At 70.4% G+C, this 16,036-nt stretch carries 18 protein-coding genes; 13 read left to right on the top strand and 5 right to left on the bottom strand.

The annotated features are described in order from the left end of the window. Positions 1-105: 105 nt before the first annotated feature. The 3 genes from WFJ97_RS12630 to WFJ97_RS12620 are packed head-to-tail and all read left to right on the top strand — an operon-like array spanning position 106 to position 1,726. Positions 106-744: a hypothetical protein gene (locus WFJ97_RS12630; RefSeq protein WP_336641735.1), complete on the top strand. Its 639-nt coding sequence runs from the start codon at positions 106-108 to the stop codon at positions 742-744. Continuing rightward, positions 744-1,490, top strand: coding sequence for a hypothetical protein (locus WFJ97_RS12625; RefSeq protein ID WP_336641734.1), 747 nt, complete (start codon positions 744-746; stop codon positions 1,488-1,490). The genes WFJ97_RS12630 and WFJ97_RS12625 overlap by 1 nt, the downstream gene beginning before the upstream one ends. After that, positions 1,487-1,726 carry a helix-turn-helix domain-containing protein gene (locus WFJ97_RS12620; protein ID WP_247624544.1) on the top strand — a complete coding sequence of 80 codons (240 nt, stop codon included), beginning with the start codon at positions 1,487-1,489 and terminating at the stop codon, positions 1,724-1,726. Before WFJ97_RS12625 ends, WFJ97_RS12620 begins: the two co-directional genes overlap by 4 nt. Here WFJ97_RS12620 and WFJ97_RS12615 read toward each other — a convergent pair. Further along, positions 1,723-2,106, bottom strand: coding sequence for a YbjQ family protein (locus WFJ97_RS12615; protein ID WP_308209923.1), 384 nt, complete (start codon positions 2,104-2,106; stop codon positions 1,723-1,725). The two genes, WFJ97_RS12620 and WFJ97_RS12615, sit on opposite strands and share 4 nt — an antisense overlap. Positions 2,107-2,190: 84 nt before the next feature. On the opposite strand from WFJ97_RS12615, the gene WFJ97_RS12610 reads away from it, so the two are divergent. Together WFJ97_RS12610 and WFJ97_RS12605 are read left to right on the top strand one after the other, a co-directional pair. Beyond that, entirely contained in the window at positions 2,191-2,541 is a 351-nt protein-coding gene (locus WFJ97_RS12610) for a hypothetical protein (protein WP_247633851.1), read from the top strand. A 165-nt stretch (positions 2,542-2,706) separates the two neighbouring features. Then, a complete protein-coding gene (locus WFJ97_RS12605; RefSeq protein WP_336641733.1) occupies positions 2,707-4,134 on the top strand; it encodes a dicarboxylate/amino acid:cation symporter in 1,428 nt (475 codons plus the stop codon). Positions 4,135-4,215: 81 nt separating this feature from the next. Here the strand turns inward: WFJ97_RS12605 and WFJ97_RS12600 are convergent, their stop codons facing one another. Beyond that, positions 4,216-5,946 carry a cation:proton antiporter gene (locus tag WFJ97_RS12600; RefSeq protein WP_336641732.1) on the bottom strand — a complete coding sequence of 577 codons (1,731 nt, stop codon included), beginning with the start codon at positions 5,944-5,946 and terminating at the stop codon, positions 4,216-4,218. 28 nt (positions 5,947-5,974) lie between these two features. Further along, entirely contained in the window at positions 5,975-6,274 is a 300-nt protein-coding gene (locus WFJ97_RS12595; RefSeq protein ID WP_247633848.1) for a MerR family transcriptional regulator, read from the bottom strand. Positions 6,275-6,403: 129 nt separating this feature from the next. On the opposite strand from WFJ97_RS12595, the gene WFJ97_RS12590 reads away from it, so the two are divergent. The 4 genes from WFJ97_RS12590 (at position 6,404) to WFJ97_RS12575 (ending at position 8,596) form a co-directional block, all read left to right on the top strand. Beyond that, a complete protein-coding gene (locus tag WFJ97_RS12590; protein WP_247633847.1) occupies positions 6,404-6,826 on the top strand; it encodes an Hsp20/alpha crystallin family protein in 423 nt (140 codons plus the stop codon). A gap of 153 nt (positions 6,827-6,979) precedes the next feature. After that, entirely contained in the window at positions 6,980-7,210 is a 231-nt protein-coding gene (locus WFJ97_RS12585) for a DUF2795 domain-containing protein (RefSeq protein ID WP_336641731.1), read from the top strand. Positions 7,211-7,275: 65 nt separating this feature from the next. After that, a complete protein-coding gene (locus WFJ97_RS12580; protein WP_336641730.1) occupies positions 7,276-8,316 on the top strand; it encodes an LLM class flavin-dependent oxidoreductase in 1,041 nt (346 codons plus the stop codon). 70 nt (positions 8,317-8,386) lie between these two features. Next, positions 8,387-8,596: a methyltransferase gene (locus WFJ97_RS12575; protein ID WP_247624535.1), complete on the top strand. Its 210-nt coding sequence runs from the start codon at positions 8,387-8,389 to the stop codon at positions 8,594-8,596. 71 nt (positions 8,597-8,667) lie between these two features. Here the strand turns inward: WFJ97_RS12575 and pheA are convergent, their stop codons facing one another. Continuing rightward, positions 8,668-9,618: a prephenate dehydratase gene (gene pheA / locus WFJ97_RS12570; RefSeq protein WP_336641729.1), complete on the bottom strand. Its 951-nt coding sequence runs from the start codon at positions 9,616-9,618 to the stop codon at positions 8,668-8,670. 68 nt (positions 9,619-9,686) lie between these two features. Here pheA and pgm point away from each other — a divergent pair, with 68 nt between their 5' ends. Further along, positions 9,687-11,336 (top strand): phosphoglucomutase (alpha-D-glucose-1,6-bisphosphate-dependent), encoded by a 1,650-nt coding sequence (gene pgm, locus WFJ97_RS12565; protein WP_336641728.1) that lies wholly within the window; start codon positions 9,687-9,689, stop codon positions 11,334-11,336. 3 nt (positions 11,337-11,339) lie between these two features. Here pgm and WFJ97_RS12560 read toward each other — a convergent pair whose 3' ends face one another. Then, the gene (locus WFJ97_RS12560; RefSeq protein WP_336641880.1) at positions 11,340-12,317 is read right to left on the bottom strand and encodes a LacI family DNA-binding transcriptional regulator; all 978 of its coding nucleotides are present in this window, start codon (positions 12,315-12,317) and stop codon (positions 11,340-11,342) included. A 117-nt stretch (positions 12,318-12,434) separates the two neighbouring features. Between WFJ97_RS12560 and galT the strand changes: the two genes are divergently transcribed. The 3 genes from galT to galE all read left to right on the top strand — a co-directional run bounded on the left by galT (position 12,435) and on the right by galE (position 15,897). Further along, positions 12,435-13,628 carry a galactose-1-phosphate uridylyltransferase gene (gene galT, locus WFJ97_RS12555; protein ID WP_336641879.1) on the top strand — a complete coding sequence of 398 codons (1,194 nt, stop codon included), beginning with the start codon at positions 12,435-12,437 and terminating at the stop codon, positions 13,626-13,628. After that, the gene (galK, locus tag WFJ97_RS12550) at positions 13,625-14,851 is read left to right on the top strand and encodes a galactokinase (RefSeq protein WP_336641727.1); all 1,227 of its coding nucleotides are present in this window, start codon (positions 13,625-13,627) and stop codon (positions 14,849-14,851) included. Before galT ends, galK begins: the two co-directional genes overlap by 4 nt. Before the next feature lie 65 nt (positions 14,852-14,916). Then, positions 14,917-15,897 (top strand): UDP-glucose 4-epimerase GalE, encoded by a 981-nt coding sequence (galE, locus tag WFJ97_RS12545; protein ID WP_336641726.1) that lies wholly within the window; start codon positions 14,917-14,919, stop codon positions 15,895-15,897. Positions 15,898-16,036: the final 139 nt, after the last annotated feature.

Here is a 16,036-nt window from a genome sequence, read left to right as displayed (position 1 = left end):
GTGACGCCCCGCTACGGCACCGATGGGACGCAAGGGTTGACGTCTTTATCGAGAGTCGATATGTTAACGGGAATCGATAACAACGATCATCGATAAGGAGTGGACATGAGCACCTCGCATCAGAACCGACCGTCGCGCGGAGACCGCTGGTCGATCGCCGCCTTCTCGCTCGCCGGCGGCGCGATCGCCGCGTGGATCGGCGTCAGCGCCGTGATGCGGATCATCGTGCTGGCGGGCGGCACGAACGTGCCGGTGACGCTCGAGTTCGTCGACGGGGTCGCCGATGTCGCGCTCACCGACGGCTCGGCGACGGTGCCGATGGAGCTCGACCGCGGCATCCTCGTCGCCCCGCAGCTCACGCCGATCGCGATCGTTCCCGGCATCCTGGGCCAGCTCGTGCTGATCCTCACGGTCGTGACGGTGGTCGGATGCCTCCTGCTGCTCGCGCGCAGCATCCTGAGCGGTCACGTCTTCAGCCGCCGCAACTCCGCCCTCGTCTCGATCGCCGGCATCACCGGCCTGATCGGCTTCGCGGCCGTGCGGTTCTTCGACAACATGCTCGCGAACGCCACCGTCTCGCTGATGACCGACAATCGGCTCGCGACCGCGGTGCTCACCGTCGAGCCCTTCACCTGGGTGCTCGCGTCCTTCATCGTCGCCGTGATCGCCACCGCCTTCGCCGTGGGCGATCGCCTGCAGCGCGAGAAGTCGGCGCTCGAGAAGGAGACGGAGGGCCTGGTCTGATGTTCGCGTCCGCAACCGAACTTCCGGCCGCCCTTCTGCGCATCGCCATCATCCTCATCGGTGTCGCCGTCGTCGCAGGCATCGTCGTCGTGATCGGCCGCCGCCGAAAGAGCACCACGCTCGCCCTCGACGTGACGCTCACGCTCAGCTCCTGGTGGGCACTCCTCTCCGCCGTCGGACTCCTCTTCATCGTCGGCAAGGCCATCGGCGGCGAGTTCGCCGAAATCAGCAACGCGCAGATCCCGACCCCGTGGGCATCCGATCTCCCCTGCCGGACGACCGGCGAGACGTCCGGCCCCGAACTGTGGTGCATCGGTGCGACGTCGTCGACCCTGACGATCTCGCACCCGGACGATGCCACCCGGGTGCTCGCGGCCGCGGCACAGGCCGGCACTCTTCTCTATTCCACGATCCCCGCGGTGCTGATCGCGATCGTCTGCTTCCAAACGCTGCGCGGGCGCCCGTTCAGCGCGACCATCACCCGCGCCCTCGTGAGCGGGTCGATCGCCGTGTTGATCCTCGGCACCGCGAACGATCTGCTGCCCTCGATCGCCTCGACGGTGGCTCTCCGCTCCGTCACCCCCTTCGGCAGCGACTTCTACCCGGAGAGCTTCCAGATAGGCATCACACCGGTACCGATCGTCGCCGCCCTCGCCCTGCTCGCTCTCGCGGCCGTCTTCCGGCAGGGCATGCGCTTGCAGCGCGAGAACGAGTCCCTGCAGAAGGAAACCGAGGGTCTCGTATGAGCCCCGCGGAGAACGACGACGAGCTCACCGGCATCCACTGCCGCCTCGACGAACTGCTCGCCGACCGCGGCATGACGCTCACCGAGCTCAGCGCGCGCGTGGGGGTGAGCATCGTGAACCTGTCAGTACTCAAGAACGACCGCGCCCGCGCCATCCGTTATTCGACACTGCGGGCGATCTGCGACGCGCTCGACTGCGAGGTCGGCGAGCTGCTGGTGCTGGCCGAGCGCCCCTAGAACCGGGGCGGCTGCGGCGGCGCGGGCTGCGGCGCCTGCGGGGCGAGGGGCTCGACGACGACCGCGGTGCCGTAGGCGCAGATCTCGGTGAAGTTCTGGATCGATCCGGCGTCGAAGCGCATCGCGACGATCGCGTTGCCGCCGCGCTGCTGGGCCTCGGCCCACATGCGCCCCATGACGACCTGCCGCGCCTCGTACATGACCTGGGTGTACTCGGGGATCTCGCCGCCGCCGAGCGAACGGAAGCCCGCGGCGAACCCCTGACCGAAGTCGGTCGAGCGCACCGTGAGGCCCATGACCTCGCCGAGCACCTGGGTGATGCGGTAACCCGGAATATCGTTCGTCGTCACCATGAACATGAGGCCATCGTGCCAGAGCACGGCGCCATTATCAGAAAACCGGATGGGTAAATATCCCCATACTGATATTCCTATCAATGGGCTGAGAGCCGATAACCTGGCGGCATGATGAACTTCGACCGGAAACTGCGCACCCGCTCCCGCCTGCTGCTGGCCCTGCCCGCCGCAGCCCTCGCCCTCTCGCTCGCCGCCTGTGGTGGCGCGAGCCGTCCGTCTCAGGCCGACGTGGCTTCGGGCCTCACCCAGTACTTCGAGTCGGCCGGACAGGGCGACATCTTCGATGAGAAGGCCGCCGACTGCTTCGCCGGTTACCTCGTCGACTCGGAGCTCAGCAACGAGACCCTCAACTACCTCGCCAACGGTGAGGACAAGCAGGCCAACCAGTCCGATAAGGATCTGACGACCAAGATCCTCCAGGACAACATGAGCGAATGCATGGGCATGGAAGAGGAGTGATCCTCCCCGTCTGACCTCCGGTCGGATCGACATCGAAGGATGACGGATGCTGCGGCATCCGTCATCCTTCGTCATTTCCGCCCAGGGAATTCTCAGACAGACCTAGCGTTGAACGTTCTGGCGTGTATATCGGCATGCCGCAATCTGTTCTGGAGTTCCCCCGCAATGAGTACCACCGCTCGCGCGCAGAAGGCGCCTGATACCCGCGGACCGCTCCGGAAGCTGCTGACGTCGTTCGGCTTCCAGATCCTCGCCGCCCTCGTCCTCGGCATCGCCGCCGGCCTCGTCGGCCGCCAGCTCGGCGCCACCGCCGAGAACCCGAACGGCCTCTCGGCCACCCTCGACACCATCGGCAGCTCGTACGTGACGCTGCTGCGCGCCGCCGTCGTGCCCCTCATCTTCACCGCCATCGTGGCGAGCATCTCGAACCTGCGCCGCGTGCAGAACGCCGCCCGCCTCGCCGGCCAGACGCTGCTGTGGTTCGCGATCACCGCGTTCATCGCCGTCGTCATCGGCATCGTGCTCGGCCTCGTCATCCAGCCCGGCGCCCGCGCGGGCGAGGGTCTCGAGCCCGGCGAGCCCTACACCGTCGGCACGTGGTGGAACTTCCTGCTCGGCCTCATCCCCCAGAACTTCCTCGGCATCGGCGTGAGCAGCTCGTTCGACGCCGAAGCCGGCTCCGTCTCGTCGAGCGTCAGCTTCAACATCCTGCAGGTCATCGTCGTCGCGGCCGTCGTCGGCATCGCCGCGCTCAAGGCGGGCAAGAAGGCCGAGCCGTTCCTCGTCTTCACCGAGTCGCTGCTCAAAGTCATCCAGCGCGTGCTGTGGTGGATCATCCGCATCGCCCCGCTCGGCACCTTCGGCCTCATCGGCGCCGCCGTCATCAAGTACGGCTGGGAGAAGCTCGCCTCGCTCGGTTGGTTCGCGATCGCGATCTACATCGGTCTCGCGCTCGTGCTCTTCGTCGTCTACCCCGTGCTGGTGAAGACCCACGGCCTGTCGATCAAGCAGTACTTCTCGGGCGTCTGGCCCGCCGTGCAGCTGGCCTTCGTCAGCCGCTCGTCGATCGGCACGCTGCCGCTCACCGAGCGCGTCACCGAGCGCAACCTCGGCGTGCCCCGCTCGTACGCCTCGTTCGCCGTGCCGTTCGGCGCCACCACCAAGATGGACGGCTGCGCCGCGATCTACCCGGCCATCGCCGCGATCTTCGTCGCGCAGTTCTTCGGCATCGAGCTCAACTTCGTGCAGTACCTGCTCATCGTGATCGTCTCGGTCGTCGGCTCCGCCGCCACCGCCGGCACCACGGGCGCGGTCGTCATGCTCACGCTCACGCTGTCGACGCTCGGCCTGCCGCTCGAGGGCGTCGGGCTGCTGCTCGCGATCGACCCGATCCTCGACATGGGCCGCACCGCGGTCAACGTCGCGGGACAGGCGCTCATCCCCACGATCGTCGCCAAGCGCGAAGGCATCCTCGACGAGCGCCTCTACAACGCGCCGCGCGAGGGCCTCCCCTTCGCCGAGGACGATGACGACGACGCCCCCGAGGCGGATGCCGGCACCACCGCCGCGCCGGAGCCCGCCGCCACGCGCTGAGCGCCACCCGCCGCATCACCGAACGAGCGCCCCGTCCTCTTCCAGGACGGGGCACTCTCGTTCGTCAGCGGGATGCCGCGGCTACGCGCGCTCGCCCGGACGGGTCGCCCCGCGGGTGTCCATGGCGAGCTCCTCGGCATCCATCGCCGCGATCAGCTCGCGCATGACCTCCTCGTCGAGGTTGCCCCTGTCGCGCTCCTCGAGGAGGATCTCGCGACGCACCTGCAACCAGCCCTTCGAAAGGGCGACGAGGTCGTCGTACGAGGGCTTGGCGACCGAGTCCTCGACCTCCTGCGCCTCGTCGGTGTCCTTCTCGACGCGGGTCATTCGCTTGGCGAAGGCGTCGAAGATCGAGAGGTCGACCTCGCCGTACTTCTCCTCCCACTCCACGCGCTTCTCGGCGAGGAACGCCTTGCCGGCCCGACGACTCTTCTCCTTCACCGCGGCGAGGGCCTTCTCATCGTCGGCGTGATCGACGTCGCTGGCGATGCCGAGGCGGCGGATCAGCATCGGCAGCGTGAGCCCCTGCAGCAGCAGCGTGCCGACGGTCACGATGAACGCCACCACGACGATCGCGTGCGAGGCCCGCTCGTCGAGGGTGGCGAGGTCGGCCGCGGCGAGCGCCGTCGCGAGCGTGACCACGCCGCGCATGCCCGCCCAGGAGATGACCGCGTTGTCCTTCCAGGTGAGCTGGAGGCCCGCCATCCGCTCGCGCACGATCTGCGTGCGCAGTTCATCGGGGGTGTATTGGCCCCAGCGCCGCGACTGCTTCTGCCGCTTCTGGAACTCTCCCGATTCGACCCCGCGATCCCAGCGGGCGAGGCGCCGACGGTCCTGGAAGTTCGCCCAGGCGTTGGCCGGGAAGATGAACAGCGGGCGCACGATCAGCACGACCACGAGCACGGCGCCCGAGAGCAGCAGGATCTCGCCGATCGATTCGGCGCCGAGGTCGCTGACCACGCGCGGCAGCTGCAGACCGATGTACGCGAACACGAAGCTCTCGAGCAGGAAGTCGGCCGAGAGCCAGATCGGCTTCTCCTGCTGACGGGTCGTGTAGTCGGTGCGCGGAGCGTTGAAGCCGACGTAGAGGCCCATCGCGACGACCGCCAGCACGCCCGAGCCGTTGAGGTGCTCGGCGATCGCGTAGGCGCCGAAGGGTGCGAGCAGGCCGAACGTACCGATCACGACGGGGTCGGAGACGCGCATGCGCAGTTGGTGCAGCGCGACGCCGAACACCAGGCCGATGCCGACACCCACCGCCACCGCGACGACGAACTGCCAGATGCCGCCCCAGACGCTCACGGTCGCGCCCGCGAGGATCGCCGCGAACACCCGGTACAGCGTCAGCGAGGTCGCATCGTTGATGAGGCTCTCGCCCGACAGCACCGTCATGATGCGGCGCGGCAGGCCGAGCTTGCGGCCGATCGCGGCGGCCGAGACCGCATCGGGCGGCGAGACGATCGCGCCGAGCAGCAGCGCCCCGGGAAGGCCCAGATCGGGGAAGATCCACCACGCGATCAGACCGACGGCTATCGCCGTGATCAGCACCAGCCAGATGCCCAGGCGGCGGATCTGCGGCAGGCTGCGCCGGAACCCGACGAACGAGACGTCGAGGGCCGCCGAGTACAGCAGCGGTGGCAGCACGAGGTTCAGCAGCAGGTGCCCGTCGGCACGCAGCTCGGGCACGAACGGAAGGAACGACACCGCGAGCGCGACGACCGTGACGAGCAGCGGGGCGGGCCACCCGCGCCAGCGCGCGATGGCCGCCACGACGACGGCGCCGACGAGGACGTAGAAGATCTCGGCATCCATCCGGCCAGATTAGCGCCCGCGCCGGGCGTCACCCCTCGTCGAGAGCGTCGCGCAGGTCGGCGTTCCGGCCCTGCAGATCGGCGTTCTCGTCCTGGAGGTCGAGCACACGGGCGATGCCCGCGATGTTGATGCCGTCGTCACGCAACTGCGCCGCCCTCCGCAGGCGATCGATGTCGTCGTCGCTGTAGCGCCGGGTGCCGCCGTCACTCCGCGCGGGCGTCAGCAGCCCTTTGCTCTCGAACAGGCGGAGGGTCGCCTCGGGCAGGTCGACGAGCTGCGCGGCGACGGCGATGCCGTAGAGCGGGGTGCGCGAATCGCGATGCGGCATCCGGTTCTCCTTCGAGACGTCGGGACTTGCGGAAGTGGCTGGATTTGTTCTATAAAAAATCTACAGCAAATGATGCAGATCTTCTGCATCGGTCATCGAGCCCGAGAGGGCCGCACGAAAGGAGACACCATGGCACTCACCTTCGATCCGTTCAGTCAGCTCGACCGCTTCGCCGCGAGCGTGCTCGACTCCGTTCGCGCCCCCCGGTCCATGCCGGTGGACCTCTATCGCGACGGCGACCGCTACATCCTGCACGCCGATCTGCCGGGCGCCGATCCCGGCTCGATCGACGTCGATCTCGACGGTGCGCAGCTGACCATCCGCGCCCAGCGCACCGCCGACAGCCAGGAGGGCGTGCGCTGGCTCGCTCGCGAGCGCGGCGCCGGCACGTTCCTGCGCCAGTTCACGCTCGGCGAGGGTGTCGACCTCGACAGCATCAGCGCCTCCTACGAGAGCGGCGTGCTGTCGGTCATCATCCCCGTCAGCGAGCGTGCGAAGCCGCGCAAGATCACCGTCGAATCGGCCGACCAGCGGCAGGCGATCGACGCCTGATCCTCGGGGGCGCGCGATCGCGCCTCGCGCGGTCGCGCCTCCCCGCGGTCGCGCCTCCCCCCGCACGGATCGGTGCGAACGTCGGTTCTGAGAGACCATGAGCGACTTTTCGCACCGATCCGTGTAGCCCCCACCTCTCGTGAAAGGAACGTCATGACCACCTCCCCCGACCTCGACCGCTTCCTCGCGTCGATGGAGTACCCCGCCACGCGCGACGACCTGCTGCGCGAATCCGCGCGCGACGGGCTTCCCGCCGAGGACCGCCGGCTGCTCGCCGAACTGCCCGAGCAGAGCTACAGCGCCGGCTGGAGCATCCGCTATCGCCTGGCGCGCCGCTCAGTGGCGGATGCCTTCACCGCGGCGCGCACGCCGGTGGCCGCCTGACCACTCTCTGGACGATCGGGGGTGCGGCGGGAATGCCCCGCCGCTCCCCCCGGTTGCAGCAGGGGATGAATGACGTCGCACTCTCTGTCCTCGACCTCGTGCCCGTGCGCACCGGTCAGACCAGCGCCGAGGCCATCCGCGCCTCCCTCTCGCTCGCCGAGATCGCCGACCGGATCGGCTATCGCCGTTACTGGTTCGCCGAGCACCACAACATGCCGGCCGTGGCATCCACCACTCCCCCGGTGCTGATCGCCGCCGCCGCGACCCGCACCTCGAGCATCCGCCTCGGCTCCGGCGGCGTCATGCTGCCGAACCACGCGCCGCTCATCGTCGCCGAGCAGTTCGCGGCCCTGGCCGCGATCGCCCCCGGGCGCATCGACCTCGGCCTCGGGCGCGCACCCGGCAGCGACCCCGTGATCACGCAGTTGCTGCGCGGCTCGGGCGTCACCAGCGACGTCGAGCAGTTCCCCCGCCACGTGCAGGACATCGCCGCGCTCGTCTCGAACGAGGGGGCGACGGTGCGCTTCACCTCCGGCGGGGAGTACACGGTGCGTGCGACGCCCGCGGCGACCGACGCCCCCGAGGTGTGGCTGCTCGGCTCGAGCGACTACTCGGCTCAGCTCGCGGCATCCCACGGCCTGCCGTACGTGTTCGCCAACCACTTCTCGGGCGAGGGCCTCGAGCGCGCGCTCGATCTCTATCGCACGAACTACCAGCCGAGCGAGGAGCACCCGACGCCGCGCACCTTCCTGACGGTCAACGCCGTGGCGTCGCCCACCGTCGAAGAGGCCGAGGCGCGCGCCCTGCCGCAGCTGCGCATGATGTCGCGGCTGCGTCTCAACAAGCCGCTCATCGCTCTCGAGACGGTGGAGGAGGCGCTGGCGGCCGAATCGGATGCCGCGACCGACCAGGTGGTGCAGGCCGCCCGCTCGCGCTGGTTCGTCGGAACGGGCGAGTCCGTCGCCGCCGAGGTGCGCGAGTTCGCGAGCCGCTGGGGCGTCGACGAGGTCATGCTCTCCCCCGTCGCCGGCGCCTACGAGTCCGAGCCCGCCGACTCGGCCGCGGGCCGCGCCCAGACCCTGGAGCTCGTCGCCGCAGCGCTGTAGACACGCGCGACGGAGGTCTGGCGCACCGGCCCCGGCGGGCGTAGCCTCAGCCCTGGAGAGGAGTTCGATGATGAGCACCAGCACCACACTCGGCCTCTGGGTGGCCTACGGCCCGAACGGCGTCGTCGGCAGCATCCGTCACGACGACGAGGGCTATCGGGTGACGATGGCGGGGGCGGATGCCTCGGCCGGAACCTACCCGTCGCTCGCCGTCGCCAAGAGCGCGCTCCACGCGCGCATGCGGCCGGGCAGCGACTGGCCGAACTTCCGGGAGCACTGACCCGGGCCGGACGGAGCCGGAGGGCCGAGGGCCGAGGGGGCTGAGTGGGCGCGATCCGCGCCGGAGGGGGCTCAGGCCTCGGGTTCGCCCGAGACGATGCCGCGCAGCCAGTCGCGCGCCTCGACGAACACGTCGTCGGCGTAGCGATCCGGGTAGTGCACGATCTGACGGTCGGCCCGCGGGTACGACCCGAGGAACACCACGCGCGGGCTGAACCGACGGATGCCGAGCAAGGCATCCGCCATGCGTTCGTGCTCGATGTGGCCGTCGGCGTCGATGACGAAACGATAGCGGCCGAGTTCGTCGCCGATCGGGCGCGACTCGATGAGCGACAGGTTGATGCCGCGGGTCGAGAACTGCTCGAGCATCTCGAGGAGCGATCCCGGGTGGTCGTGGGGCAGCTCGACGATGAGCGAGGTCTTGTCGGCACCGGTCGGCGCGGGCGGCGCGGTCGTGCGCGAGACGAGCACGAAGCGCGTGACGGCGTTCGCGTTGTCGCCGATGCCCGAGGCGAGCACGTCGACGTCGTAGTGGTTGACGATGCCGGGGGCGGCGATCGCGGCCTGGGCGGGCAGGCTGCCGTCGAGCACGCCGATCGCCGAGGCGACGTTGCTGGATGCCGGAACGTGCGAGTGCGCGGGGATGTTCGCGCCGAGCCATCCGTGGCACTGGGCGTAGGCGACGGGGTGCGCGGCGATGACCGACACCTCGTCGAGCGTGGTGCCGCGCGGGGCGACGAGCACGAAGTTCACCTTCACGAGGTACTCGCCGACGATGCGCAGACCCGGGAGGGTCGCGAGGGCGTCCTGCGTGGTGGAGACGCCACCCTCGATCGAGTTCTCGATCGCGATCATCGCGGCGTCGCTGCGGCCCTCGAGCACGTCGGCGAGGGCTTCGCCGACATTGTGCACGGCACGCCACTGCTGGCCTCGGGCTTCGGCGACCTGGTCGAGCGCCGCCTCCGTGAACGTTCCGGCGGGTCCCAGATAGCTGTAGGTACGGCGTTCGGTCACGCGTTTCACCTTAGCCCTCCGCGTCAAGGCTCCGACGCGAAGTTTCCTCTCGGGCCGGATCGGTGCAGACTGAACTCATGACGAGCCGTGCCGGCCTCCCCGCGGAGGAAAGTGACCTCATCGATGTCGACGAGTTGATCGCCGCCTACTACGACCGCATCCCGCGCCCGGATGTCGCCGCCGAGCGCGTAGCGTTCGGCACCAGCGGCCATCGCGGGTCGTCGCTCAGCGGCAGCTTCAACGAGGTGCACATCCTCGCCACCACGCAGGCGATCGTCGACTACCGCGCGGGCCAGGGCATCACCGGCCCGCTCTTCCTCGGTCGCGACACGCACGCGCTGTCGCTGCCGGCCGAGCGCAGCGCGATCGAGGTGCTCGTCGCGAACGGCGTCGACGTGCGCGTCGACTCCCGCGACTCGTGGGTGCCGACCCCGGCGCTCAGCCACGCGATCCTCACCTACAACCGGGCCCTCGCGGCATCCGAGGGGAACGGGGGGCGCGCCGACGGCATCGTCGTCACCCCCTCGCACAACCCGCCCCGCGACGGCGGCTTCAAGTACAACCCGCCGCACGGCGGCCCCGCCGACACCGACGCCACGGGCTGGATCGCCGACCGCGCGAACCAGCTCATCGAGGCGAACCTCGAGGGCGTGAAGCGCGTGCGCTTCGCCGACCTCGACGCCGACACGATCGGCAGCTACGACTTCCGCGACGCCTACGTGCGCGACCTCGCGTCGATCATCGACGTCGAGGCGATCCGCCGCGCGGGTGTGCGCATCGGGGCCGACCCGTTGGGCGGAGCATCCGTGGAGTACTGGGCGCTCATCAAGGAGGTCTTCGACCTCGACCTCACCGTCGTGAACCCCGAGGTCGACCCGACCTGGCGCTTCATGACGCTCGACTGGGACGAGAAGATCCGCATGGATCCGTCGTCGCCGTCGGCCATGGCCTCGCTCGTCGCCAAGAAGGGCGACTTCGACGTACTCACCGGCAACGACGCGGACGCCGACCGCCACGGCATCGTCACCCCGGATGCCGGCCTCATGAACCCGAACCACTACCTCGCCGTCGCGATCGACTACTTGTTCTCGCACCGCACGGAGTGGCCGCGGGATGCCGCGATCGGCAAGACGCTCGTGTCGTCGATGATCATCGACCGCGTCGCCGAGTCGCTCGGCCGTCGCCTGCTCGAGGTTCCGGTCGGATTCAAGTGGTTCGTCCCCGGGCTGCTCGACGGCTCGGTCGCGTTCGGCGGCGAGGAGTCGGCCGGTGCGTCGTTCCTGCGCTTCGACGGCTCGGTGTGGTCGACCGACAAGGACGGCATCCTGCTGTGCCTGCTGGCCGCCGAGATCATCGCCGTGACGGGCAAGTCGCCGTCGGAGCGCTATGCCGAGCTCGAGACCGCGTTCGGCTCGTCGGCCTACCAGCGGGTGGATGCTCCGGCGACGCCAGAGCAGAAGGCGACGCTCGCGAAGCTGGCGCCCGAGTCGGTGTCGGCGACCACGCTGGCCGGCGAGGAGATCACCGCCAAGCTCTCGCACGCCCCCGGCAACGGCGCGGCGATCGGTGGCCTCAAGGTGCAGACCGAGCACGCGTGGTTCGCCGCGCGCCCCTCGGGCACCGAAGACGTCTACAAGCTGTACGCCGAGAGCCTGCGCGGCCCCGAGCACCTCGCCGAGGTGCAGGCCGAGGCACGCGCGGTGGTGTCGGCGGCGCTGGGAGCGTAGCGCTCAGCGGGCCGTGGTGCTCGAACGCACGACCAGCGACGTCGGGACGACCGACGTCGGGGGCGCCTCTGCCGCGGCATCCGCTCCCCCCTCGATCTCGGCGACCAGCGCGGCGACCGCGCGGTCGGCGAGCGCCGGGAAGTCCTGTCGGATCGTGGTGAGCGGCGGGCGGTAATTCGCGGCATCCGGCACGTCGTCGAAGCCGACGACCCCGACGTCGGTCGGCACCCGGCGGCCCGCGTCTTCCAGACCGCGCACGAGTCCGAGCGCCATCTGGTCGTTGGCGCAGAAGACGGCGGATGCCGCGGCCAACGGCCCCGCGGCGGCATGCCCCGAGTCCGACGACCAGTCGCCGCGCACGACGGCGGGCGGGCGGATGCCGTGGGCGACGAGCGTCTCGCGCCAGCCCCGTTCGCGCTCGGCGGCGGCGAAGGAGTCGGCGGGTCCGGCGAGGTGATGCACCGTCTCGTGGCCGAGGCCGAGGAGGTGCCGGGTGGCCGCTGCGGCCCCTCCCGCGTGATCGCTGTGCACCGCGCGGAGGCCGTGATCGGCGATCGCATCGACCACCACGAGACGCAGCCCCGCGGGGCGTGCAGCGGCGGGGACGAGCGCGGAGGCTTCGTTGAGCACGATCGCGCCGTCGACCTCCTGTTCGGCCAACCGATCGAACGCCGCGTCGACCCCGGCGGATCCCGCGGCGGCCGTGACGACCGTGAGGGCGTAGCCGCGTTCGGCGGCGGCTTCGGCGGCGGCCTGCAGCATCCGCGAGTTGCCGACCGTGGCGAGCGTCGTCACGACCAGGCCGATGGTCTGCGAGCGCCCGGTGCGCAGCGCGCGGGCGGCGCGGTGCGGGCGGTAGCCGAGGTCGGACATGGCCCGCTCGACCCGGGCGCGGGTGGCGGGGTCGACGCGCGGGCTGTCGTTGACGACGCGCGAGACGGTCTGCCCCGACACCCCGGCGCGAGCGGCGACCATCGCCATCGAGACGCGGCCCGACGTCGGTCGCGGAGAAGGGGTGGGGTCGTTCACTCCTCCATGTTGACGTAATCACGGCCCCGGATCTACCATGTTTACGTGAACACGCCTGAATCTGCGGAGATGCGCATCGACAACCTGAGCGCCGGCATCGTCAAGCGCGCGACGCTGCTCGCCGACGGCCGCGACATCATCTACTACGACGACCCCGACACGACGCTCGGCGCCGAGCGCGCCGTCGACGCCCGCACGCTCGACCCGCGCCCCTCCACCGCGACCATGCGGCAGGACGTGCTCACCGGCGACTGGATCACCGTGGCGGCCAACCGGCAGAACCGCGTCATGATGCCGAGCGCCGACGCCGACCCGCTCGCCCCGCAGACCCCGACCAATCCGTCGGAGGTGCCCTCGCGCTACGACGTCGCGGTGTTCGAGAACCGCTCCCCCGCGTTCGGCCCCGCCCTCGCCGACGCCGTCGGCACCGCCCCCGCGGCGAGCGACGCCCCCCGCGGCCTCGACGACCTCGACGCCCTCGGGCTCGGCCGCACCCGCACCTCGGTCGGCCGCTGCGAGGTGGTGTGCTTCAGCCCCGAGCACTCGGGCTCGTTCGGCACCCAGTCGGTCATCCGCGCCCGCACCGTGATCGAGGCCTGGGCCGACCGCACCGCCGCGCTCTCGCAGCTGCCCGGCATCCAGCAGATCTTCCCGTTCGAGAACCGCGGGGAAGCGATCGGCGTCACGCTGCCGCACCCGCACGGGCAGATCTACGCGTACCCGTACGTCACCCCGCGCACGGCCAAACTGCTCGACTCGATCGACCGCACGGCGCCGGACCTGTTCGCCCGCATCCTGGAGTTCGAGCAGGCATCCGAGCGCGTCGTCTTCCGCGGAGAGCACTGGACCGCCTTCGTGCCCTTCGCCGCCCGCTGGCCCCTCGAGGTGCACCTGATGCCGCACCGCCACGTACCCGACTTCGCCGCCACGACCGAGGCCGAGCGCGACGAACTCGCCCCGCTCTATCTGCGCCTGCTGCGCGGCGTCGACGCGCTCTACGACACCCCCACCCCGTACATCGCCGCCTGGCACCAGGCACCCGTGAACGTCGGCCGCGACACCGTGCGCCTGCACCTGCAGCTCACGAGCCCCCGCCGCGCCGCCGACAAGCTCAAGTTCCTCGCTGGCTCCGAAGCCGCGATGTGGGCCTGGGCCGCCGAGGTCACCCCCGAGCAGGGGGCGGCCCGCATTCGCGACGCGATCGCGGCCGCCGAGGCCGCAGCCGCGGCATCCGCCCCGACCCCCGAGGAGACCCCCGCATGACCGCCACGGAGACCGGCCCGGAGACCACCGCTCAGGATGCCGCGCGCGCACTGTTCGCCGAGCTGACCGACCGCACGCCCGACGGCATCTGGTCGGCACCCGGGCGCGTCAATCTCATCGGCGAGCACACCGACTACAACGAGGGCTTCGTGCTGCCGTTCGCGATCCCGCACCGCACGGTCGCCGCCGTCGGATTGCGCGACGACGCCCGCATCCGCGTCGTCTCGACGTTCTCCGACGAGACGGTCGAGGTCGGGATCGACGAGCTCGACGGGCTGTTCCCGACCCGTCGACAGGCTCAGGGACCCAGTGGAGAGACGCCGGCCGTTTCGGAGTGGGCCGCATACCCGCTCGGCGTCGCATGGGCGCTGCGACTCGCGGCTCCCGAGGGTGCGTTCCGCGGGGTCGACATCGCGATCGCCTCGGACGTGCCCGTGGGTGCGGGGCTGTCGTCGTCGGCGGCCATCGAGGGCGCGACCGCGACCGCCCTCAACGACCTCTGGCACACCGGACTCGACCGCACCGCGCTCGCCCGCGTGGGCCGCCGCGCCGAGAACGAGGCGGTCGGCGCGCCCACCGGCATCATGGACCAGATGGCATCGATGCTCGGCGAGACCGATGCCGCGATCTTCCTCGACTGCCGCTCTCTCGAAGCGCAGCTCGTCACGGTCGGCGTCGCCGAGGCCGGTCTCGCGATCCTCGTCATGGACACGCGCGTCAAGCACGCCCACTCCACGGGCGGCTACGGCGAGCGCCGCGCCTCGTGCGAACTCGGCGCCGAGATCATGGGTGTGCCCAGCCTGCGCGACGTGTCGACCTCCGACCTCCCCCGCGCCGAGGAGCTCATGGACGACGTGACCTTCCGCCGTGTGCGGCACATCGTCACCGAGAACCAGCGCGTGCTCGACACGGTGCGCGTGCTGCGCGAGCAGGGCGCCCGCGCGATCGGCGACCTGCTGGTCGCCTCGCACGCCTCGATGCGCGACGACTTCGAGATCTCGGTGGCCGAGCTCGACACGGCCGTCGAGGCCGCGCTGGCCGCCGGCGCGCTCGGCGCGCGCATGACGGGTGGCGGCTTCGGCGGCGCGGCGATCGCACTGATCGAACGGGATGCCGTCGCAACCGTGTCGGATGCCGTGACCGCCGCGTTCGCCGAGGCGGGCTTCACCGCCCCGCACCTGTTCACGGTCGTGCCGTCGGCGGGCGCGCACCGCGACGCGTGACCGGCATCCGCCTGAGAGAATCGAACCCGGAGTCGCGCGGTCGTGCGCGGCCGGAGAGGAACGCAATGTCCTGGATCGTCACCGGCGGCGCCGGCTACATCGGCTCGCACGTCGTCCGCGCCCTCGCGGATGCCGGGCTCACCCCGGTCGTCCTCGACGACCTGTCGAGCGGTGTCGCCTCCTTCGTTCCGGAGGGCGTGCCCTTCGTGCAGGGCAGCATCCTCGACCGCGACCTCGTCGCGAAGGCGCTCCGCGACCACGACGCCCAGGGCGTCATCCACGTCGCCGGCTACAAGTACGCCGGCGTCTCGGTGCAGCGCCCGCTGCACACCTACGCGCAGAACGTCGAGGGCACCCGCGTGATCCTCGAGGCGATGGAGGCCGCGGGCGTCGCGAACATCGTGTTCTCGTCGTCGGCCGCCGTCTACGGCACCCCCGACGTCGCCCTCGTCGTCGAGGACACCGCCAAGAAGCCCGCGAGCCCCTACGGCGAATCGAAGCTCATCGGCGAATGGCTGCTGCGCGACCAGGCGGTCGCTACCGCCGAGTCGGCGACCCCGCTGCGGCACACCTCGCTGCGCTACTTCAACGTCGTCGGATCGGCCGACCCGACGGTCTACGACGTCAGCCCGCACAACCTCTTCCCGATCGTGTTCGAGGCGCTGCTCGACGGACGCACCCCGCGCATCAACGGCGACGACTACGACACCGAAGACGGCACCAACGTGCGCGACTACGTGCACGTGGGCGACATCGCCGCCGCGCACGTCGCCGCCGCGCAGCGTCTCGCCTCGGGCGAACCGATCGAGCCCGCCTACAACCTCGGCTCGGGCGACGGCCTCAGCGTGAAGCAGATCATGGACGCGATGGTGCGCGTCACCGGCGTCGACTTCACCCCCGAGATCGGCCCGCGCCGCCCCGGCGACCCCGACCGCATCGTCGCCGACGGCACCCTCGCCGCCCGCGACCTCGACTGGCGGATGCGGTATTCGGTCGATGAGATGGTGCGTACGGGCTGGGAGGCTCGGGTTTCTTCTTCTTCGTAAGTTTCTTGTGGGGCGGGCTCCGGGATGCCGCCGTCACTCGCAGAACGGACGCCCTCCCCGCAAGCGGGTCCCCTCCCGATGCTCGCGCCGGCGGCATCCCTGCGCCCGCCAGTGGCATGCGTCGGCTCGCGTCCATGTT

Source organism: Microbacterium sp. USHLN272 (genome assembly GCF_037149655.1).
Taxonomy (GTDB): domain Bacteria; phylum Actinomycetota; class Actinomycetes; order Actinomycetales; family Microbacteriaceae; genus Microbacterium; species Microbacterium galbinum.
Note: the sequence above shows the minus strand (reverse complement) of the source record. Positions and strands in the feature narration are given on the sequence as shown.

Excerpts from the sequence above, each read along its gene's own strand:
- WFJ97_RS12590 (WP_247633847.1), top strand. The coding sequence starts at position 6,404 with ATGGCACTCACCTTCGATCCGTTCAGTCAGCTCGACCGCTTCGCCGCG.
- WFJ97_RS12620 (WP_247624544.1), top strand. The coding sequence starts at position 1,487 with ATGAGCCCCGCGGAGAACGACGACGAGCTCACCGGCATCCACTGCCGC.
- WFJ97_RS12605 (WP_336641733.1), top strand. The coding sequence starts at position 2,707 with ATGAGTACCACCGCTCGCGCGCAGAAGGCGCCTGATACCCGCGGACCG.
- pgm (WP_336641728.1), top strand. The coding sequence starts at position 9,687 with ATGACGAGCCGTGCCGGCCTCCCCGCGGAGGAAAGTGACCTCATCGAT.
- WFJ97_RS12595 (WP_247633848.1), bottom strand. The coding sequence starts at position 6,274 with ATGCCGCATCGCGATTCGCGCACCCCGCTCTACGGCATCGCCGTCGCC.
- WFJ97_RS12580 (WP_336641730.1), top strand. The coding sequence starts at position 7,276 with ATGAATGACGTCGCACTCTCTGTCCTCGACCTCGTGCCCGTGCGCACC.
- WFJ97_RS12630 (WP_336641735.1), top strand. The coding sequence starts at position 106 with ATGAGCACCTCGCATCAGAACCGACCGTCGCGCGGAGACCGCTGGTCG.
- galE (WP_336641726.1), top strand. The coding sequence starts at position 14,917 with ATGTCCTGGATCGTCACCGGCGGCGCCGGCTACATCGGCTCGCACGTC.
- WFJ97_RS12585 (WP_336641731.1), top strand. The coding sequence starts at position 6,980 with ATGACCACCTCCCCCGACCTCGACCGCTTCCTCGCGTCGATGGAGTAC.
- WFJ97_RS12610 (WP_247633851.1), top strand. The coding sequence starts at position 2,191 with ATGATGAACTTCGACCGGAAACTGCGCACCCGCTCCCGCCTGCTGCTG.
- WFJ97_RS12560 (WP_336641880.1), bottom strand. The coding sequence starts at position 12,317 with ATGGCGATGGTCGCCGCTCGCGCCGGGGTGTCGGGGCAGACCGTCTCG.
- galK (WP_336641727.1), top strand. The coding sequence starts at position 13,625 with ATGACCGCCACGGAGACCGGCCCGGAGACCACCGCTCAGGATGCCGCG.
- WFJ97_RS12625 (WP_336641734.1), top strand. The coding sequence starts at position 744 with ATGTTCGCGTCCGCAACCGAACTTCCGGCCGCCCTTCTGCGCATCGCC.
- galT (WP_336641879.1), top strand. The coding sequence starts at position 12,435 with ATGCGCATCGACAACCTGAGCGCCGGCATCGTCAAGCGCGCGACGCTG.
- WFJ97_RS12600 (WP_336641732.1), bottom strand. The coding sequence starts at position 5,946 with ATGGATGCCGAGATCTTCTACGTCCTCGTCGGCGCCGTCGTCGTGGCG.
- WFJ97_RS12575 (WP_247624535.1), top strand. The coding sequence starts at position 8,387 with ATGAGCACCAGCACCACACTCGGCCTCTGGGTGGCCTACGGCCCGAAC.